This window comes from Streptomyces sp. NBC_00984 (genome assembly GCF_045162475.1).
Lineage (GTDB): Bacteria > Actinomycetota > Actinomycetes > Streptomycetales > Streptomycetaceae > Streptomyces.
Genome location: NZ_CP108734.1, coordinates 7,794,173 through 7,813,877, shown reverse-complemented (window position 1 = coordinate 7,813,877; position 19,705 = coordinate 7,794,173). Strand labels below are relative to the sequence as shown.

At 69.7% G+C, this 19,705-nt stretch carries 14 protein-coding genes and 2 pseudogenes; 7 read left to right on the top strand and 9 right to left on the bottom strand.

Annotated elements, in window-relative coordinates:
• Positions 1–34 precede the first annotated feature (34 nt).
• Positions 35–145, top strand: a pseudogene (locus tag OG520_RS34875) (IS481 family transposase); the annotation flags it as partial.
• A 16-nt stretch (positions 146–161) separates the two neighbouring features.
• On the opposite strand, the gene OG520_RS34870 reads toward OG520_RS34875, so the two are convergent.
• The 3 genes from OG520_RS34870 to OG520_RS34860 are packed head-to-tail and all read right to left on the bottom strand — an operon-like array spanning position 162 to position 3,104.
• A complete protein-coding gene (locus OG520_RS34870; protein ID WP_406015757.1) occupies positions 162–1,496 on the bottom strand; it encodes a Dyp-type peroxidase in 1,335 nt (444 codons plus the stop codon).
• Positions 1,497–1,515: 19 nt separating this feature from the next.
• Complete coding sequence (locus OG520_RS34865) at positions 1,516–2,529, bottom strand: hypothetical protein (protein WP_406015756.1); 1,014 nt, start codon at positions 2,527–2,529, stop codon at positions 1,516–1,518.
• 44 nt (positions 2,530–2,573) lie between these two features.
• Entirely contained in the window at positions 2,574–3,104 is a 531-nt protein-coding gene (locus tag OG520_RS34860; protein WP_399331708.1) for a hypothetical protein, read from the bottom strand.
• A 329-nt stretch (positions 3,105–3,433) separates the two neighbouring features.
• Between OG520_RS34860 and OG520_RS34855 the strand changes: the two genes are divergently transcribed.
• Positions 3,434–3,586: a hypothetical protein gene (locus tag OG520_RS34855; RefSeq protein WP_399331706.1), complete on the top strand. Its 153-nt coding sequence runs from the start codon at positions 3,434–3,436 to the stop codon at positions 3,584–3,586.
• Positions 3,587–3,618: 32 nt separating this feature from the next.
• Positions 3,619–3,906 (top strand): annotated as a pseudogene (locus OG520_RS34850) (formylglycine-generating enzyme family protein); the annotation flags it as partial.
• 210 nt (positions 3,907–4,116) lie between these two features.
• On the opposite strand, the gene OG520_RS34845 reads toward OG520_RS34850, so the two are convergent.
• From OG520_RS34845 to OG520_RS34830, 4 genes are all read right to left on the bottom strand, one after another.
• Positions 4,117–7,506, bottom strand: coding sequence for a S8 family serine peptidase (locus OG520_RS34845; RefSeq protein WP_406015755.1), 3,390 nt, complete (start codon positions 7,504–7,506; stop codon positions 4,117–4,119).
• A gap of 820 nt (positions 7,507–8,326) precedes the next feature.
• Positions 8,327–9,355: a helix-turn-helix domain-containing protein gene (locus OG520_RS34840; protein ID WP_399331702.1), complete on the bottom strand. Its 1,029-nt coding sequence runs from the start codon at positions 9,353–9,355 to the stop codon at positions 8,327–8,329.
• An 80-nt stretch (positions 9,356–9,435) separates the two neighbouring features.
• Positions 9,436–9,675, bottom strand: coding sequence for an integrase (locus OG520_RS34835; protein WP_406015754.1), 240 nt, complete (start codon positions 9,673–9,675; stop codon positions 9,436–9,438).
• A gap of 66 nt (positions 9,676–9,741) precedes the next feature.
• A complete protein-coding gene (locus tag OG520_RS34830) occupies positions 9,742–10,164 on the bottom strand; it encodes a secondary thiamine-phosphate synthase enzyme YjbQ (protein WP_406015753.1) in 423 nt (140 codons plus the stop codon).
• 295 nt (positions 10,165–10,459) lie between these two features.
• Between OG520_RS34830 and OG520_RS34825 the strand changes: the two genes are divergently transcribed.
• Positions 10,460–11,695: an LLM class flavin-dependent oxidoreductase gene (locus OG520_RS34825; protein WP_406015752.1), complete on the top strand. Its 1,236-nt coding sequence runs from the start codon at positions 10,460–10,462 to the stop codon at positions 11,693–11,695.
• Positions 11,696–11,855: 160 nt separating this feature from the next.
• Positions 11,856–12,965, top strand: coding sequence for an NAD(P)-binding domain-containing protein (locus OG520_RS34820; protein ID WP_406015751.1), 1,110 nt, complete (start codon positions 11,856–11,858; stop codon positions 12,963–12,965).
• A 12-nt stretch (positions 12,966–12,977) separates the two neighbouring features.
• Here the strand turns inward: OG520_RS34820 and mltG are convergent, their stop codons facing one another.
• Both mltG and OG520_RS34810 read right to left on the bottom strand, forming a co-directional pair.
• Complete coding sequence (gene mltG / locus OG520_RS34815; RefSeq protein WP_406015750.1) at positions 12,978–13,826, bottom strand: endolytic transglycosylase MltG; 849 nt, start codon at positions 13,824–13,826, stop codon at positions 12,978–12,980.
• Between the two features lie 385 nt (positions 13,827–14,211).
• Entirely contained in the window at positions 14,212–16,017 is a 1,806-nt protein-coding gene (locus tag OG520_RS34810; protein WP_406015749.1) for an ABC transporter ATP-binding protein, read from the bottom strand.
• A gap of 159 nt (positions 16,018–16,176) precedes the next feature.
• On the opposite strand from OG520_RS34810, the gene OG520_RS34805 reads away from it, so the two are divergent.
• Both OG520_RS34805 and OG520_RS34800 read left to right on the top strand, forming a co-directional pair.
• Entirely contained in the window at positions 16,177–16,620 is a 444-nt protein-coding gene (locus OG520_RS34805; protein ID WP_399334232.1) for a MarR family winged helix-turn-helix transcriptional regulator, read from the top strand.
• Positions 16,621–16,704: 84 nt separating this feature from the next.
• The gene (locus tag OG520_RS34800; RefSeq protein ID WP_406015748.1) at positions 16,705–19,656 is read left to right on the top strand and encodes an FAD-binding and (Fe-S)-binding domain-containing protein; all 2,952 of its coding nucleotides are present in this window, start codon (positions 16,705–16,707) and stop codon (positions 19,654–19,656) included.
• The last annotated feature ends 49 nt before the right edge of the window (positions 19,657–19,705 follow it).

Here is a 19,705-nt window from a genome sequence, read left to right as displayed (position 1 = left end):
CCGCCGGAGAGACCGGAGGCAGAGGGATCCAGGCATGCCGCACCGTAACGCGCCTCTTACGGCCGAGGGCCGGCGGCGGCACATTGGACGGTGCCGCACCGGCCCGATTTCGCACGTCGCCTCCGAGATGGGCATCTCGCGGGCATGGCGTGGCCGACCTGTCAGTCCTGGAGCTCCCCGAGCCAGCGCAGGGCGCTCCGGCTCGGCAGGAAGCAGTACTCGCCGCCGCGGGTGACGACGAAACGCGGCAGTGGGGTGAGGCGCCGTCGCAGCGGCCGCCGAGGAATGGTGAGACCGGTGACTCCGTCGTGGGATCCGGTGATGGGGTCCTTGGTGTTGCCCGCGCCGAAGAAGACGCCGTCGTTCATCCATTCCGACTGGACGAACTCGAACTGCCGCCCGAGGTGGGCCCCGATGAACGCGAACATCAGGCCGCGGTCTGCTCCGTCGTCCTCCAGGACCCCCTCGGGCAGCGGCGGACCGTAGGCGGCGCCGCGTCTGATCATGCGGTGCAGTCGCACCTCGCCCGCCACCGAGGCGTCGCGGGGATTGGCCCGGCGGATGTGGCAGCCGCCGGGCGTGATGAATCCCGCCGGATCGTCCCGCTCGTACAGGAAGGTGTTGCGGCGGTGCCCGTCGGCGCCGAGAGCGGCGTCGTCGTGTTGCGGACTGAGCGCGAGGGGGGCTCCGCTGCGCCAGCGCCCCATGATCTTGGCGGCGAGCAGTTCCTCGTCTTCAGGAGAAGTGGCGTTGTCCCGCAGATAGCGCCGGAACGCGGCGACGTCCTGGTAGAGCTTGCGGAAGACCGCGTAGCTGCCGTTGCGACCCAGCACCTCCGGCTGCGGGGTCTGGAGACCGCCGATCTCGTCCCGGTAGCCGAGCACGAACTCCCCCGCCTTCAACGGAACTTCCATCTGATTCGACCCGGCGATGCCGCTTCCTTCGACGGCTGGATGGCTGATGCCGTCGCGATAGCCGAAATGCTCGGCCTCGGTGGGCAGCGCGTAACAGTCCTGCCGCCAGATCGCGGTCACTCCGGAAAGGCGGTCGTACGCGGGGCGGGCCCGGTCAAGGGCCGCCTCCAACCGTCGCGGGTCGGGCGCGACCGCCGTGAGCACCACGTGGATGTCCGGCGTGCCCAGCGGCGCTTCCCAGTTCTCGGGGCTGCTCTCGCCCACATCGCCCAGCGTCCTGGCCCTCGCGGCCATGCCCTGCCGGAACTCCCAGGCGAACGTGTCCAGTGATGCGCGCGGCACACCCAGGGCCTCCAGGCCGCGGCAGGAGACCGCGACGCTGACCCAGGTGTCCCCCCGGGGGCTGGCCGAGTCGGCGGCGGAGGTCACCACCGCGCTCGCGCGCCGCATCAGCTCCCGCCCGCCCGCCCGGTCATCGACGCGGAACACAAGGTAGGTCGCCGCGTAGGGAGTCGGCCGAGGACTGAGAACCCCACGCTGAATATCGTCGAGTTCCAACGCGGCTTGCGTAGGCCCGCTCACGGTTCGCCTCCCTGCGGCACTACCTCGAAACGAGGTTCCGCCAGAAATTCCGCAGACTTTCGTCGCCGCCGAACAGCGAACTGAAAATCGTGGAGTCCGCCAGCAGCACATCACCGGCCCGCTCACCGCTCGGAGGCATCCACAGGAACATGTTGAACTCGGTGTTGCCGGCCTCTGTGAACGGATGCGGCCTGGAGATGTCGATCGGCTGCCTGGCCAGCACGTGGATGACATCCGGCTCGTCGGTCGTCACGGCGTAATGCGGCAGGTGCATATGGAAATTGAAGTTCGTCACCCCTTCCAGCCACCCTTTCGCGTCCAGGTCCCTCACCGTGGAGAGCGGGGCGATCTTGTTCTTCTCCCGCACCGCGGGGCGCAGTCCGTAACGGTTCTCGACCGGCACCGCGAGGCCCTGCATCAAGTCCCGGACGTAGGTGGCGAATCGCTGCTGGCGGGGGACCAGGAGATCGCCGTGATGGTGGTACTCCACGTCCCGCACGGCCAGATCGTCCGATGCCCCGACGTCATGGTGAGGCCCCAGGACCAGACGGGCGTCCTCCCGGCCGAGGAAGGCCCGCAGTGCCTCGATCTCCTCGGGCCGGGCCTCCTGCCCGGTGACCATGTGGTCCAGCCCGAACACGAAGAGAGTGTCGGTGTCGGCCAGTACGCGCTCGTCGAGCGGGGTCCGGAATCCGGCCTGGTCGATGCGCTGATACACCGGAACGGGATGCCCGGTGACCTCCTCGACGAACTGCTGAAACGGCACCCAGGCCCAGAAGAACAATTCCAGTGAGCCGGCGATGCCCTGCTGGAAATGCAACGGGTCGGACCACTTCGGATCCTCGTAGGCGGGCCACGCCACCCGCCTGACCTCCGTCATCGTGGAGAACCGGTTGTCCAGCTCAGCCGGATTCCTGCCCGCCTCGGCCGGATAGCTCCACGAGACGTAGATGCTCACCCGTCGCCGACCAGGGGTGTGTTCGCGCGGGACGTGGTTCTGGTTGTAGGTGCGCGCGGTCCTGACCTCGCTCATCTCGTCTCCGATCCGCGATGGGACAAGCACACGACAGCCCGCTCTCACTGCAGCTGGTCGAGCATCTCCGACAGTGCGTTCTTGATCCGCAGAGCCTTCTTGATCTCATCAGCGGACACGTACGGGTACTCCCCGTACTCGATGAAGCTCGGACAGTGGTGTTCGCGCACGAACCTGACGAACGCCTCAGGATTGGTCCGCCAGTCCTCGGGGAATCCTTCGAGGTTCTCGAAGGCCGTGTTCACCCCGGCCTTTCCGAAAAGCGCGACGGCGTCCTCGGTGTACTTGTCGAAGTCGGTATCGAAGATCCCCTGATACATGAAGCGCGTGTCGTCGTCGAAAAGCACCCAGCGCAGATAGTGCAACTTCAGTGGCGCGAGGAGATAGGGGTCTTCCGCCAAAGCCTCGGCCAGAGTGTTGCCGTGGGCACGTATCGCGTCGGCCCTGCCCGGCTTGACCTTCGCAATGATGGTGAACCCGTAACACGCCGGTGTCTTCGGAAACACGGGACCGTATTTCCCCTGCTCGAGTTGGTCGATCTCGGGTATGACGGCCGCCTGCGGCTTGATCTCCATGTCCGCTCCTCCCGCCACCCGTCAGCCGGGAACAATCCCCCTGATTGTCCCACGCAGCAGGCCCATCCGCCTCGTGAGCAGCACTGTCATGCTCCCGGTCGCGCGTGCGGGCAGCACCGTCGGTACCCTGGCCGGATCCCGGCAGGACATTGTTCTTCGCGGCATCGCTCACCGAATGCATGGGGCTGCCCGGGGCAGGACCAAGTACCTACGGGCTGTCCCGTAATCCCTGGCGGGCGTGCGACAGGGATTACGTCCTTGGACCTTGCCGACATGCCGGCAAGGGGCCACGATCAGGCGCGAGGTACTTCACCTGTGGGAGGGGATCCGTGTCCGACGTCAAGGCCGAGCTCGACCGACTGATGCACCCCTTCCTCGGTGCGTTCACCAACACCGGCGGAAGTCGGCCGAACGTGGATGCTGTCCATGAGGTGTTCATTCCGCAAGGAATGATCATCAAGAACGTCGGGGCAAGCCGGTGATCTACGACCTTGACGCGTTCGTCGCGCCCCGAGAGGGCAGCTTTCCCACCAAGGACACCGCCGAGGACGGCTATGCGGGCACCGCGCCCGTGCATGCCTACCCGCCGAACGGCTACGGGCTCTACAACGTATCCGGCAATGTGTGGGAGTGGTGCGCCGACCCGTGGGACCCGAAGGACCCGAACACGCGCGTCATGCGCGGAGGGTCGTATCTGTGCCACGACTCGTACTGCAACCGCTACCGCGTCGCTGCCCGCACCTCCAACACCGCCGACAGCACCGCCGGCAACCTTGGCTTCCGCGTCGCCTACCCGGCCTGACAGCCACGGTCGCGCGTCAGCACACCTGTCGCACACTTCATGCCCGGAGCGGGGCGGCGAGGGATCGCAGTGATGGACTCGTGGCTCGAACAGGACCACAAGCAGAACGTCCTCACCCGGATCCACCCCTCACTCGATCACGCGTCGGGCGTCAGGTGGGTGGCCGGGCGGGCCCCCTGTCACGGGAGACCGCCCGGCCGGACTGTGTGACTACCGGACGTCGTAGGCGCGGGTGATGGTCTGGGTGACCGCGTTTCCGTTGGAGTCGGTGAGGGTGGCCTTCAGCATGACCTGCTTGCCGGCGGCACCGGTGTGGTCGAGGACGGCCGTCCACTTGCCGTGCTGCTGCTCGGTCGGTGCCTTCGTCCAGGTGGTGCCGCCGTCGTAGGAGTACGACAGCGAGGCCGCTGTGATCACGCCCGGGGTGTACCCGGCGTGGCCCTCGGCCGACAGGCCGACCTTGATGCCGCTCTGCGCGGGCAGGGTGTTCGTACCGTCCACCGGCAGGTCGTACGCCGGGAAGAGAATCGGCAGGCCGCGGGAGTAGACGTCCGGCTCCAGGCGGGAGCGGAAGCTCCAGGTGGTGGTGACGTCGGTGGAGCGCAGCCAGTTCCGGTCCGAGGTGTCGATCTTGGACAGGTTCTGGGTGAGTTCGTACGCGGAGTCCTCGGCCGGCACCTTGAACACGTCGTACGGATAGGCGCTTCTGGCGATCTCCTCGCCGTTGCGCTTCAGCAACAGGTTGCCGAGGTCGCCGAACGACGCGCCGCCGGACCAGTGATCGCCGGAGGCGTCGAGCCAGAGCGCGCTCTGGAAGCCGATCCGATCGCCCTGCCGCTCGGCGGCCAGCGCCAGCTTGCCGGCGCTGTCACGCGGCGCGGCCGGCCGCAGGAGACCGCGGTACCACTCCTCGGTACGTCGGTCTCCGGCCCGGTAGACGCGGTCCTGGTCGCTCATGAACGCGGCAAACGGGAAGCTGGTCATCGCGCCGTGCATCCAGGCGTCGTCGCCGGTCGTGTAGTAGGCGGTACGGGTACCCGGCACGTGGACCGGGTCGAACAGGCTCACCGTGACAGTGGTGTTCTTGTTCCAGGAGGGACGGATGAACAGTCCGTCAGTGTAATCGGCCTCCTTGCCGAGGGCATTCCACTTCTCGGTGACCTGGGCCAGCTTGGAGTCTCCCGGCCGGTAGACCCGATCGGACTGCAGCGGGCCCTCGGTCGGGAACGAGAGGTTGTAGACATAGGACGAGCCGCCCTGGGAACCGGTCGCGCGCCAGGTGGGCCGGAATTCGAAGGAGCCGTTCTGAGCACGCCCGTCGACGGAGGCGTAGAACTTCTGCACGGCGCTGCCGGCCATGAGCGATCCGCTCAGCTGCCAGGTGTCGTCCCACGTGCGGGCGTAACTGAAGGTGGTGTGGGTCACCGTCGAGGGACGGTCGGTCTGCACGCTCAGCCGGTGGGCCTTGCGAGCGTCCAGAACCACGGTGGTGTCACGGGTGATCCGCAGCTGCGGGCGCCCGAGGTAGCCGATGGATTCGGCTGCGTTGTCCGCGTCGTAGGTGGCCACGAAGCCGGCGAGAGCGTAGTCGCCCGGCCGCACGCTGTACATCTGCTCGGTCGCACCCTGGTTGCTGCGGCGCTCGCCCTTGTCGGTGTCGAGGCTGACCAGGTCCAGGGAGGAGGCGCCGGCCGCGGGCTTGCCGTTGCGGTCGATGACCTTGACCCGGAGGGTGACCGTTTCCGGCTGGACGTGGAGCGTGACCGGCACGGAGACGTGCGCCTTGCTGCCGGTGGCCATGATCCGGCCGGTGACGGCACCGTACTGGGCGGCCTTGAGACGGGCGGTGGGGTCGATCCGCACCGGCACCTGGACGGTGGCCCCCGCGGGAACGGTCACCTTGCCCTGCTCCAGCTTGATGACGCCGGAGTTGACGTCGCTGCCGTCGTTGCCGCGCACACCGCTGACCTTGAGACTCAGGGCGAGGTCACCGGAGCTGGTGTTGGTGAAGGGCACCTGCACGGTGGTGCGGTCCGAGGTGTCCTGCGGCCAGTTGTAACTGCCGCCCTGGACGGCGGGCGCGGAGAGCACATTCTGGTGCACCGCCGCGACCACGTCGAGGACGCCGGCCCCGGTCTGGTCGGCGCCGGCGACCTTGCCGCCGGTGCGGGCGGAGGAGACGAGGGCAGCCTTGATCTGCTGCGCGGTCCAGTCCGGGTGGGCCTGGCGGACAATGGCCGCTGCGCCTGCGACGTGCGGGGTCGCCATGGAGGTGCCCGACATCGTCCGGTACGCGTAGACGCCGCGTCCGCCGGCGTTGGCCGCCGAGATGTCGACGCCGGGGGCGGCGATCTCGGGCTTGAGGGTGTGGGTGACGGCCACCGGACCGCGGCTGGAGAACCACGCGGTGGTGTCGTCACGGTCGACAGCGCCGACGGTCAGCACGCCGGGCGCGCAGCCGGGCGAGGAGACGGTCTCGATGCCCGAGCCGGCGTTGCCGGCGGCGACGACGAACAGGGTGTGCGTGTTCTGCGAGAGCTGCTTCGCAGCCTCGGCCAGCGGGTCGGTGCAGTCGCCGATCGCGGGGTTGCCCAGGCTCATGGAGACGACATCGGCCTGCTGGTCGACGGCCCACTGCATGCCCGCGATGATCCAGGAGCTCTCGCCGGATCCGCTGTCGTTGAGGACCTTGCCGATGAGCAGATCGGTCCCGGGGGCGACGCCCTTCTTGCGGCCGTCGCTGGCCGCTCCGGAACCGCCGACCGTGGAGGCGGTGTGGGTGCCGTGCCCCTGCCGGTCGGCGGTGCTGTCGGAGTCCGTGAAGTTCTTGGACGCGGCGACCCGGCTCACCAGGTCCGGGTGCTCGGCGTCCACGCCCGTGTCCAGCACGGCGACCTTGGTGCCCTTGCCGTCGTAGCCCTCGGCCCAGGCCTCCGGCGCGTGCACCTGCTTGGTGGACCGGTCCAGCGTGGCCTTGACCTTGCTGTCCAGCCACAGCTTCTTCACCGTGGAGGCAGAACGTGAGCGGGAGTGGGTGACGTCCTGCCAGAAAGTGGCGGCAGTGTCCTTGTCGGCCTTGAGCGCGACACCGTCCACAGCCGGGAGGCTCAGGCCCCGCTCGGCCCCACGAGGGGCCGCCGGCGCACTGTCGGCAACGTTCACACTGTTCCGGTAGGTGGCGATGAGCGGCAGCGCGTCGGTGTGTGCGTCGTCGTATCCCTGGCGGATCAGGCCAGTGACGTTGAACAGCTGCTCGTCGACCTTGCCCTCGGTGATCGCCCGGGAGGCGTCCTCCGGGTAGACATAGAGGTCCTTGCCCATCTGAAAGGTCTGCACAATCGGCTGTGTGCCGTCCTCGCGGGGCAGCACGGCCGCCGAGCTGCGGCCCGACGTGTCCGTGGTCACCAGCACCTTGTCGCCGGTGATGAGCGTGACCGCGACCTGCTTGCCGCCCGTTGCTGAGGCACCGCTGCCGATGACGGGCCTCTTTCCCGAGGCGCCGTCAGGCGGCGTATCCGCCGCCCCGGAAGGCGAGACCGCGGTGACGGCCAGGACGGCGGCGGTCGCCGCGCCCAAGGCTATACGCGCTATGGGATGCATGAGTCTCCCTACTTGAACCGTGAACATGCCATGCTGCGGCTGCATCCTGGCAGACATACGGATCACTTAGGGTTGCCGTGCGTGACGGGTTTCCCACGTGGCGGTATTCCGTCACACGGTCACATCGATCGGTTCGTCAGCTCGGTGGATCTTCGGGCCCGGCAGGTGGTGGATCTCCGGGCCCCGCAGGTGGGGGTACGTTTCGCCGGGCCGACGCTCGCCCGGGTCATCTCGCCGAAGGGGGCGCGCGGGCGCATTCCCCCACTCCTCGACCAGCGACAGGCCCCGGCCTCCCTCAAGCTCCGGCCGGCCCGCCCACGTCCTGCGCGCCGTCCAGGTCGCCGCTGACCGGTCGCCGACGTTGACAGCCACCGGACCACCGCGGGCAGCGGATTCACCGGCGGGCCGGCCGTCGTCCTGTCCCTCCGCGACAACTCAGGCTTCCGGCCATGGTCTGAACGCGTATCCGTTCAGCCGCGGCGCCGGTCTCGTCTTCGCGGTGCCGTACACCGTCGAGACCGCCACCCCGACGCCTCGACGCCCTCCCTCGAGTACATCGCCGACGTGATCGCCGGTGCCGTCATCATGGCCGCCGCCATCGCGATCTCGTTCCTCATCCCCAAGCCGCCGAGAGGCGACAGGGACTCGGTCAGGTACCTGTCGGGTGTGGGTGCGCGTGCCGCCGCCCCGGTGGATGTCTCCAGCCCGGTTCACGGGCCCGCCGACGGTGAAGCAGGAACCTGCCAGGAGTCGGCGGCCACCCTCGGAGGGGGGACCACCAACAGAGGGAAGGTCCTCGGCTCCCAGGCCGAAAAGGAGGTCAAAGCCAGCCCGTAAGTGCAGCGTGCCAGCCAAGTTGCAGGCGCGACTCCGCTCCGGCAAGGTCCATCAGACGGCGTATCCGCCGCTCCACGGTGCGTATGGAGAGACCGAGTTGGGATGCCGCCCGCCGGTCGGAGATCCCTGCCAGCAGCAGGGCCAGGACCTCCAGTTCCTCCTCGGTCGGCTGCTGATCGGCTGCCGGCTCCGCGCGCACGCCCGTGGGAGTGGTGTACATCGGTCGGGCCTGGGCCCATTCCTTCTCGAAGAGATGGACCAGGGCCGTCAACAGACCGCTGCGGTGCACCACGATTGCGCTCGGTTCACCGCCGGAGTCCGCCATGTCCAGTGGCACCATGGCGCGCTCCCGGTCCGACACAACCATCTTCAGCGGCAGCGAATCGACCATGCGAAGCTCAAGGCCTGCCATGACGGCCGCCCGCACGTCCCGCACGACGTCGTGACCGTGGAGATAGTTCTTGGCAGCAATGACCCGGAAGTCGACCCCGCGGTCCAGCGCGGAGCTCTCCGACGTGTCGGTATCCTCGCGCGGCACCGCGATGGGCGTACCGACGAGGAAGACGAGCAACTCCCGCTGGGCGCCGCACTGCAGTTGGTGGAATCGGTGTGCGACCTGCTCCACGCCGACGACCACCTCCACGACACCGCCCGCAGTGTGTGCGGCGGTAGTGCGGTACTGCTCGGTCAGCATCGAGAACGCGGTCTCGGCCTGGTGCAGCGCGTTGCGCTGCTCGACGAGGAGCGGGGCCAGGGCCACCGAGGGTGGTGTGAGCCGGTAGTGGGCAGGCTGAAGACCGGCCTCGCAGTCGGCCGAGTCGGGTGCCCCGCTCTCGGCTTCGGTGGCGAGGGCCACCAGGCCGCGCGCCGCCAGGTCAAGCAGGATGCGCACGCTCTCGGCCTTCTCGAGTCCGGTTTGCCGGGCGAGGTCCTGCGCGGAGGCTGTCGGGCGGGCCAGCAGCGCCGTGTAGATGGCCTCTTCGGCCGGGCCCAATCCCAGCGCCTGCAGCATCCGGCTCCTCCTCGGGCCCCCTACCGTGTCCGGCCCTGGCGCAGCTCCCGTGCACCGAGCGGATTCTTCTCAGCCGAACCCTATCCCTCTGTCAGGTTGTCGCCATTGGCTGTTTGCCTGGTCGATACCCCGGCCAGGATGCCGATCACCCAGCCGATGATGTGGGCACCGACGGAGGCAGCGGCCGTCAGCACGTTCTCCCGCTGGCGCTCGGGGGAGGACGTGGCCGGCTTCACGCGGGTCAGCCGCCGCACGCCCAGCCGGCATTTGCCACGTCCGTCGCAGGGTCGCTCGATCACGTTCAGGTCCGTACCGCGCAAGTCGTTCTCCGTTCGAGCGCGCAGACTACGGAGAATTGGCGGCAGGACCTCCGCGAGCCTTCTTGGTCAGCCCAAGAAGCTCAGTCGAACCTGACGCTCCGGGTTGTCCCGGTTCGTGTCGACCAGGCACACCGACTGCCACGTCCCCAGCTCCAGCCGGCCCCCGATCACCGGAAGCGTGGCGTGCGGTGGGACGAGGGCGGGCAGTACGTGGTCGCGGCCGTGGCCGGGGCTGCCGTGGCGGTGCTGCCAGCGTCCGTCGGCGGGCAGCAGGGTGTGGAGGGTGGCCAGGAGGTCGTCGTCGCTGCCGGATCCGGTTTCCAGGATGGCGATGCCGGCGGTCGCGTGCGGTACGAAGATATTGAGGAGACCGTCCCTGGAGGCGGCGTTCCGGGTGAGGAACTGCTCGCAGTCGGACGTCAGATCGGTGACGGTCTCCGTCGTTCCGGTGGCGATGTGCAGAACGCTGGTGGCGAAGGCATGGGGCATGCGTCCATCTTCGCGCCCGCGCGGCGAGATCGCGCGTCCACTTGCCGAGACACCATTGACCGTTTCAGTCATGGATCGCTACGTTCAGCGCCATGTTCCGTTCAGCCCTGCTCACTTCGCGCGGTCACATCGGCCTGCTGCGGGTGGCCTCCGCCGCGTGTCGTCGCGGCTGCTGACGTTCCTCCAGCGCTTCCTCCGCCGCCGGTGACCGGGCCGGCCGCCCGTTCTCGCCGCCGCACGCGGCTGCGGGTACGCGCTCCGGCGTACCCCGCCCCGTGGTGTGCGGCTGCGCGCCGTGCCCCGTTGGCTCCGGGGCGCCGTCGGGCCGCTGCTGTTGCTCGCGTTGTGGCAGGTGCTCAGTGCTACCGGCGTGCTGCACGCCGATGTGCTCGCTTCGCCCGGCACCATCGCCCGCGCCGGATCGGATCTGATCGCCGACGGGACGCTGCCGTCGGCGATGCGGATCTCGCTGCAGCGGGTCGCTGTCGGCCTGGCGCTCGGGGGTGTCGCCGGTACGGCTCTCGCGCTGGTCTCCGGGCTCTCGCGGCTCGGCGAGGATCCGGTGGACGCGAGCGTGCACATGCTGCGCACCGTTCCCTGGGTCGGGCTGATCCCGCTCTTCATCATCCGGCTGGGGATCGGCGAGGCCCCGAGGGTGGCACTCATCGCGCTCGGGGTCGCCTTTCATCTGTATCTCAACGTGTACGCGGGCATTCGCGGGGTCGAAGTCCAACTCATCGAGTCCGGTGAGTCGTTGGGGCTCGGCCGGTGGGGACTGATCCGGCATGTGGTGCTGCCGGGCGCGCTGCCCGGGGCCTTCGACGGTGAGCACTACCAGGTGGAGGGCGGACTGACCGCGCTGCCGCCGGACCCGCTGCCGGACATCTTCTTCGGCGGGTCGTCGGCGGCGGCCGGTCCGGTGGCCGCCGCGCATGCCGACGTCTATCTGACCTGGGGCGAGCCGCCGGCCGCGGTGAAGGAGAAGATCGGCTGGATCCGCGGCCTGGCCGAGGAGCAGGGACGTACGGTGCGCTTCGGCATCCGGCTGCACACCATCTCGCGGGACTCCTCGCGCGAGGCGTGGGCGACGGCCGACCGGCTGCTGGGCGATCTCGATCCCGAGACGGTCGCGGCCGCCCAGCAGGCACTGGGGCGGAGCGAGTCGGTCGGGCAGCAGCGGATGCTGGCGCTGCACGGCGGTTCGCGCGACAAGCTGGAGATCTCGCCGAACCTCTGGGCGGGCGTCGGTCCGGTGCGGGGTGGTGCGGGCACCGCGCTGGTCGGCAGTCATGCGGAGGTCGCCGACCGGATCGAGGAGTACCACGCGCTGGGTGTGGAGCACTTCGTGTTGTCCGGTTACCCGCATCTGGAGGAGGCGTACTGGTTCGGCGAGGGCGTCACGCCCGAGCTGGCGGCACGCGGCCTGCTGTCGACCGTACCCGCGTCACCGCTGCTCGGGGTGCCTGCCGCGAACGGCCGGCCGGCGTCCGCGCCGGGCGGGGCACCGCTGCTGGTCGCCGGGGGCCGCTGACGGAGGAACGCCGAGGCCGGCGGCCGGTGGCCGATGCGTCGTCGAGCCGGCCCGCCGGTGGGAACGGACCAGTGGGAACGGAACGGCCCGGAAGAACCGCGGTCGATCGGGGAAGATCCTCACATCCCGCACAGTTGGTAGAAGCGTGAACAACCTAGGGGTGGCCGCAGCACGCAGGGTCGATGTCGTCGTGATCGGCGCCGGACAGGCCGGACTGTCCGGCGCCTACCATCTGCGCCGCACCGGCCTGGAGCCCGATCGTGACTTCGTCGTACTGGACCATGCCCCGCGCCCCGGCGGCGCCTGGCAGTTCCGCTGGCCCTCGCTGACGTACGGCAAGGTCCACGGCATGCACGCGCTGCCCGGCATGGAGCTCACCGGAGCGGACGACAGCCGGCCCGCCGCCGAGGTGATCGGTGAGTACTTCGCCCGGTACGAGCGTGCCTTCGACCTGCGGGTTCACCGCCCCGTCGAGGTGAGCGCGGTACGTGAGGGCACCGACGGACGGTTGCTCGTCGAGACCTCCGAGGGTACGTACGCCACCCGTGCCCTGATCAACGCCACCGGAACCTGGGACCGGCCGTTCTGGCCGCGCTACCCGGGGCAGGAGAGCTTCCGGGGGCGCCAGCTGCACACCGCGAACTACCCGGGTCCGGCCGAGTTCGCCGGACAGCGCGTGGTGGTGGTCGGCGGCGGCGCCTCCGGTACCCAGCATCTGATGGAGATCGCCGAGATGGCGGCCGAGACGTACTGGGTGACGCGTCGGCCGCCGGTCTTCCGCGACGGCCCCTTCGACGCGGGCCGGGGGCGGGCCGCGGTGGCGATGGTGGAGGAGCGGGTGCGGCGCGGGCTGCCGCCGCAGAGTGTGGTGAGCGTGACCGGGCTGCCGCTCACGGACGCGGTGCGGCGCGCCCGCGAGACGGGGGTGCTGGACCGGCTGCCGATGTTCGACCGGATCACGCCCGCCGGGGTCGCCTGGGACGACGGCCGGACGGTCGAGGCGGATGTCATCCTCTGGGCCACCGGCTTCCGGGCCGCCATCGACCATCTCGCGCCACTGAAGCTGCGCGAGCCGGGCGGCGGCATCCGGATCGAGGGCACCCGGGCGGTACGGGACGCGCGCGTCCATCTCGTCGGGTACGGGCCGTCCGCCAGCACGATCGGCGCCAACCGGGCGGGACGGGCAGCGGTGCGCGCGATCGGCCGGCTGCTGGACGGGCAGGACGCGGTGGCGGAGGCCGATGAGGCGCTCGCTCCCGCCATGGTGTGACGGCGCGGGCGCTCAGCCGGCGGACGCGCTGCGGCGGTTGCGGTTGAACTCCGCCACGTTCCTCTGCTGTTCGGTGTAGCTGCTGGTGAAGCGGGTGTCCCCCGGCGCGACCGTGACGAAGTACAGCCATGCTCCGGGAGCGGGGTTGATCGCCGCCGTCATTGCCTGCTCCCCCGGGTTCCCGATGGGTGTGGGCGGCAGCCCCTTGCGCTCATAGCTGTTGTACGGGCTGTCGGTCTTCGTGTCGCCCTCGGTGGTGTGCAGGGTGCTGCGGTTCAACGCGTAGTTGAGCGTGGAATCCATCTGGAGCGGCATGCCCCGGGCCAGCCGGTTGTAGACGACTCTGGCGACCTTGCCCATGTCTGCCCCGGTGTCCGCCTCGGCCTGCACGATGCTGGCGATCGTCACCGTCCGGTACACCGAGACGCCGTTGCGCCGAGCGCCCGCGGCGATGTGGTCCGCGCCGAACCGTTCGACCGCGGTGTCGGCCATGTACCTGAGCAGGCCCTGCGGGGTCGTGCCGGAGGTGACGGGGTACGTCGCCGGGAAGAGGTAGCCCTCGGGGTTGCCCTTCGCCTCGGCCGGAAGCGGAAGGTCCGCCGTACCGGCGGCCTTCCCGGTGGTTCCCGGCTCGACCGCGAGGGCCTTGTCGACCGCCGAGTACGCCTGGGATGCCCGCCACCCCTCGGGAATCACGAGTGAGCGGGCCTGCTCGACCTTCGACCCCCTCGTCAGCAGTGGCACGAGCACGGCCGCTGCCACGACCAGGACGAGCACGATGCCGATGAACAGCGCCAGACGGCCGCGCCGGGTCGGGCGGAACGTGCGACGGGGCGGGGTGTCCGGGGACTCGTTCACCATGCGGGCACGCTATCCGGCCCTCCGGAACCACGGCCCGGACGACACGGCTCCCGCATCCCATGAAGGGAACACGCGAACACGGGATCGGGTGTTCCCTCGAACGTGTGATCGTTCCGCTATTCGTTGCTCAACTCCCCTGCGGCACAGGATGATTACAGGGCGCAAGCGACGGGCTGCAGACCGCGACTGTGCTGTCCCACTTATGCACCACGTACAAGGAGAAACACCGAATGAACGTCATCACCAACCTGCTCGCCGGCATCATCCACTTCGTGGGTTGGCTCGTCTGACCATTGCTCCGCCCGGCGCCGTCGCTCCCCGTCCCACGGGAGCGGCGGCGTCGCCGCGTGTTCGGCCTCGGCGGGGGCACGCCCGCCCCCGCCCATCAGCTTGTCGCGGGGGCGAGTTGGGTGTCCCGTCGGACCAGCGCGGCATAGCGGCCGTCCTGCTGGAGAAGTTCCTCGTGGCTGCCGCGCTCGGCGGCCCGGCCGTCGTCCAGGACGATGATCTGGTCGGCGTCGCGGACGGTGGAGAGCCGGTGCGCGATCGTGATGGTGGTGCGCCCCTCGGAGAGCGCGTCGATCGCTTCCTGCACGGCGAATTCCGTACGGGTGTCGAGGGCACTCGTCGCCTCGTCGAGCACCAGGACGGGCGGGTCGCGCAGAATCGTGCGGGCGATGGCGAGGCGCTGCTTCTCGCCGCCCGAGAAGCGGTAGCCGCGCTCACCGACGAGGGTGTCGTAGCCGTCGGGCAGTGAGGCGATGTGGTCGTGGATCTGCGCCGCACGGGCCGCCGCCTCGATTTCGGCGTCGGTCGCGTCCGGCTTGGCGAAGCGCAGGTTGTCGGCGACCGAGGCGTGGAAGAGATAGGTCTCCTGGGAGACCACTCCCACGGCTCTTGCCAGGGTGTCGAAGTCCAGATCGCGTACGTCGACCCCGTCGAGCGTGACCCGGCCGCCGGTGACGTCGTAGAGCCTGGGCACCAGATAGCTGAGCGTGGACTTGCCCGATCCGGTCGGCCCGACGACCGCCAGGCTGCCGCCGGCCGGGACGGTCACATCGATGCCTCTGAGGGTCGGACCGCTCTTCTCGTCGTAGCTGAAATCGATGTCCTCGAAACGGACCTCGCCGCGGATCCGCTCCAGCCGGACCGGCTTCTCGGGCTCGGTGATGTCCACGTCGAGGTCGAGGTACTCGAAGATCCGCTGGAAGAGCGCGAGGGACGTCTGCATGTCCACGCCGGTGGAGAGCAGGCTCACGGCGGGCCGGAAGAGGCCCTGCTGGAGCGAGACGAAGGCGACGAGGGTGCCGATGGAGACAGCGGGTCCGCCGGACTGCAGAGCGAGGCCCGCCACCCAGTAGATGACGGCGGGCATGGCGGCCATGACGATGCCGATCGTGGACATCCGCCACCGTCCGGCCATGCTGGAGCGCACTTCGAGGTCGACGAGCTTCTCGGACTCATCGGCGAAGCCCTTGGTGAGGGAGTCCGAGCGGCCCATCGTCCGGCCGAGCAGGATGCCGCTGACGGAGAGCGACTCGGTGACCGTGGCCGCCATGGCGGCCATCTGCTTCTGACGCCGGGTGGTGATCCGCTTGCGCTCCCGGCCGACCCGGCGGCTGATCCAGACGAAGACCGGCAGCAGCAGGAGCGAGACCAGGGTGAGCCGCCAGTCGAGCGCCAGCATGGCGACGACCGTGGCGACGACCGCGGTGAGGTTGGAGACCAGGGACGTCGCGGTGGAGGTGACGGTCGCCTGCATGCCGCCGATGTCGTTGGCGATGCGGGACTGGACCTCGCCCGTACGGGTCCGGGTGAAGAAGGCGAGCGGCATCCGCTGCAACTGCGCGTAGACGGCGGTGCGCAGGTCGTGCATGACACGCTGGCCGACCGTCGTGGAGATCAGGGTCTGCAGGACACCGAAGACGCTGTTCATCACGGCGGTGAGAATCATGCCGAGGGCGAGCAGCGACAGCAGTCCCGTGCGCCCCTGGGGGATGGCCGTGTCCAGGATCTCGCGCAGCAGGAAGGGCGAGGCGACCGACACCAGCGACGAGGCGCCGACGAACAGCCCGACCAGTGCGAGCCGGCCCCGGTAGGGACGGAAGAGGCGCAGGATGCGGCGCACCTCGGCGGGCGGACGGCTCGCGTCCTTCGGCGGGGGTGTCCAGTTGATTTCGTCGGGTTTCATGGGCTCCTTCGTCGGGCGTGCGGCGGCTGCGACTCGAGCGAGGACTCAGGCGGGGACCTGAGCGGGGACTCAAGCAGGGCTCGAGCGAGCGCATTTTTGAGAGCATAGCTCATTGTTACCTATACTCACAATGAACTGGGTCCTGATACTGTTCCCTCCATGGACTCCTCCGACGCCGATGGCGTGCTCGCCGAGCAGCTGCTGCGGGTGACCCGCAGGCTCCAGCGGATCCAGGGCCGCCAGCTGGAGCCGATGGGCATCACTCCAGCGCAATTCCGGCTGCTCCGCACCGTCACGCATTACGACGGCCCGCCCCGGATGGCCGATCTCGCGCAGCGCCTGGACGTCGTCCCGCGCGCCGTGACCACCCTGGTCGACGGCCTGGAGGCGAGCGGCCGGGTGCGCAGGGCCCCCGATCCGGACAGCCGCCGGGTGGTCCGCATCGAGATCACGGAGGAAGGCCTCGCCACCCTCCGGTCGCTGCGCGACGCGCGCCGGGCCGCCGCGGAGGAGATCCTGGCTCCACTGACCGCCGATCAGCGCGAGGTGCTCGGCGGGCTGCTGACCGCTCTGGTCAACGGAATGCCGGAGCGCCGCTGTTAGACACCGCGCGGACGCGCTCGCCCCTGCCGGGTGACGCGCGTCCGCCACCGTGATACCGAACCGAACCGCCGAGGAGACCTCGACATGCCACTGCTGGAGCCGAAGCCGGAAGCACTGCGCCCTGGAGCGGTGCGTACGCCGTCCGTGGACCGGGTCCCGGACCGGCAGGCTCAGGGCACGCCCGAAGCGCTGCGCGGCGAGCTGACCGCCCTGCTCGGACCGGAGAAGGTGCTGTGGAAGATCTCCGACCTGGTCAAGTACGCCTCCGACGCCAGTCCGTACCGCTTCGTCCCCCAGGTCGTCGTGGTCCCGGAGGACATCGACGACATCTCGGCGGTCCTGTCGTACGCGCACGGAAGGGGCCGTGAGGTCGTCTTCCGGGCGGCCGGCACCAGTCTGAACGGCCAGGCCCAGGGCGAGGACATCCTGGTCGATGTGCGCCACCACTGGGCGGGCATCGAGGTCCTGGACGACGGCGCGCGGGCCCGCATCCGGCCGGGTACGACCGTCGTGCGGGCCAACGCCGCCCTCGCCCGGCACGGCCGGCTGCTGGGCCCCGACCCGGCCAGCGCGATCGCCTGCACGATCGGCGGGGTCGTCGCCAACAACGCCTCGGGAATGACGGCGGGCACGACCCGCAATTCGTACCGCACGGTCTCCTCCCTCACCTTCGTGCTGCCGAGCGGCACCGTCGTCGACACCGCCGACCCGGCCGCGGACGAGGACCTCGCCCGCGCCGAGCCGCGGCTGTGCGAAGGGCTGCTGGCCCTGAAGGCGGAGATCGAGGCGGACGCCGGGCTCACCGCCCGGATCCGCGCCAAGTACGAGATCAAGAACACCAACGGCTACCGCCTCGACGCCTTCCTGGACGGCTCGACGCCGGTCCAGATCCTGCGCGGTCTGATGGTCGGCTCCGAGGGCACCTTCGGCTTCATCTCCGAGGTCGTCTTCGACACGCTGCCGCTGGACCGCCGGATCTCCACGGCCCTGCTGTTCTTCCCGTCCCTGACCGCGGCGGCGGCCGCCGTGCCCCGCTTCAACGAGGCCGGGGCGATCGCCGTCGAGCTGATGGACGGCAATACGCTGCGCGCGTCGGTGAGGGTCCAGGGCGTGCCCGCGGACTGGGCCGAACTGCCCAAGGAGACCGCTGCGCTGCTGGTGGAGTTCCGGGCCCCGGACGAGCTCGGCCAGGAGGCGTACGAGCGGGCGGCGGCGGCCGTCGTCGAGGAGCTCGACCTGGTCGCGCCCGTCCCCTCGGTGACCAATGGGTTCACCCGCGACGCCAAGGTCATCTCCGGCTACTGGAAGGCCCGCAAGGCATTCGTCACCGCGGTCGGCGGCTCCCGGCCCTCGGGGACGACACTGATCACGGAGGACTTCGCGGTGCCGCCCTCCCGGCTGGCGGAAGCCTGCGAGGCCCTGCTCCGGCTCCAGGCGGAGCACGGTTTCGACGCCGCCGTGGCGGGCCACGCGGCCCACGGCAACCTGCACTTCCTGCTCGCCTTCGACGCGGCGAAGCCGTCCGACGTCGACCGCTACGCCGCGTTCATGGACGACTTCTGCCGGCTGACGGTGGAGCGCTTCGACGGCTCCTTGAAGGCCGAGCACGCCACCGGCCGCAATATCGCCCCCTTCCTGGAGCTGGAGTGGGGCCCGAAGGCGACCGAGCTGATGTGGCGCACCAAGCAGATCATCGACCCCGACGGCGTCCTGGCCCCCCGGATCGTCCTCGACCGCGACCCGAAGGCCCATCTGCGCGGACTGAAGACCATTCCCGAGGTCGAGGCGGTCGCCGATCCCTGCATCGAGTGCGGCTTCTGCGAGCCCACCTGTCCCAGCCATGATCTGACCACGTCCCCGCGCCAGCGGATCGTGCTGCGCCGGGAGATGATGCGGCAGCCGGGCGGCTCCCCGGTGGAGACGCAGCTGCTCGACGCCTACGGCTATGACGCCGTCGACACCTGTGCGGGCGACTCGACGTGCAAGCTCGCCTGCCCGGTGGGCATCGACACCGGCGCGATGATGAAGGACTTCCGCCACCGGCGCCACTCGCCGCGCGAGGAGCGGATCGCGGCGCTCACGGCGAAGAACTTCAAGGCGGTGGAGGCGGCGGCGCGGCTCGCGGTGGCCGCGGCCGACCGGATCGGCGACCGGCTCGGCGACGGACCGCTGGAGACCATCACCGCGCTCGCCCGCAAGGCCGTGCGCCCTGATCTGGTGCCCGAGTGGCTGCCCGAGATTCCCGGCGCCGCCGCCCGGAAGCTGCCCAGGACCTCCCGCGTCGGGGCGAGCGCCGTCTACTACCCGGCGTGTGTCAACCGGATCTTCGGCGGCCCCGAGGGCCACCACGGTCCGTCGCTGCCGCAGGCCGTCGTCGCCGTCTCCGCCCGCGCCGGAAAGCCGGTGTGGATCCCGGACGATGTCGCGGGGACCTGCTGCGCGACGATCTGGCACTCCAAGGGGTACGACGAGGGCAACGCCGTGATGGCCAACCGCATCGTGGAAGCGGCCTGGGGCTGGACGGCCGGCGGAAAGCTCCCACTGGTCGTCGACGCCTCGTCGTGCACCCTGGGCATCGCCCATGAGGTGGTGCCGTATCTCACCGACGACAACCGGGAGTTGCACCGGGAGCTGACCATCGTCGACTCCCTGGTCTGGGCGGCCGACGAGCTGCTTCCGGAGCTGACTGTCCTCCGGAAGACCGGTTCGGCGGTCCTGCATCCGACGTGCTCCATGCAGCATCTGGACGACGTGGAGCAGTTGCGTACGGTCGCGGAGGCCTGCGCCGAGGAGGTCGTGATCCCTGACGACGCCGGGTGCTGCGCCTTCGCGGGCGACCGGGGCATGCTGCACAAGGAGTTGACGGCCTCGGCGACGGCGAAGGAGGCCGCCGAGGTGAACGGGCGCGCGTACGACGCCTATCTCTCGGCCAACCGCATGTGCGAGATCGGAATGGACCGGGCCACGGGGCATTCGTACTACTCGGTGCTGATGGAATTGGAACGGGCCACCCGGCCAGGAGCCGTCGTGCGCTGATCACCTGGGCCGTTCGGTCCCCGTAGTCGCCCTGGACAGCCGGGCGGGC

What these genes read in the sequence shown, in the direction of transcription:
- OG520_RS34865 (WP_406015756.1), bottom strand. Translation starts at nt 2,529, where the DNA reads ATGAGCGAGGTCAGGACCGCGCGCACCTACAACCAGAACCACGTCCCG.
- OG520_RS34860 (WP_399331708.1), bottom strand. Translation starts at nt 3,104, where the DNA reads ATGGAGATCAAGCCGCAGGCGGCCGTCATACCCGAGATCGACCAACTC.
- OG520_RS34845 (WP_406015755.1), bottom strand. Translation starts at nt 7,506, where the DNA reads ATGCATCCCATAGCGCGTATAGCCTTGGGCGCGGCGACCGCCGCCGTC.
- OG520_RS34840 (WP_399331702.1), bottom strand. Translation starts at nt 9,355, where the DNA reads ATGCTGCAGGCGCTGGGATTGGGCCCGGCCGAAGAGGCCATCTACACG.
- OG520_RS34830 (WP_406015753.1), bottom strand. Translation starts at nt 10,164, where the DNA reads ATGCCCCATGCCTTCGCCACCAGCGTTCTGCACATCGCCACCGGAACG.
- mltG (WP_406015750.1), bottom strand. Translation starts at nt 13,826, where the DNA reads ATGGTGAACGAGTCCCCGGACACCCCGCCCCGTCGCACGTTCCGCCCG.
- OG520_RS34810 (WP_406015749.1), bottom strand. Translation starts at nt 16,017, where the DNA reads ATGAAACCCGACGAAATCAACTGGACACCCCCGCCGAAGGACGCGAGC.
- OG520_RS34805 (WP_399334232.1), top strand. Translation starts at nt 16,177, where the DNA reads ATGGACTCCTCCGACGCCGATGGCGTGCTCGCCGAGCAGCTGCTGCGG.
- OG520_RS34800 (WP_406015748.1), top strand. Translation starts at nt 16,705, where the DNA reads ATGCCACTGCTGGAGCCGAAGCCGGAAGCACTGCGCCCTGGAGCGGTG.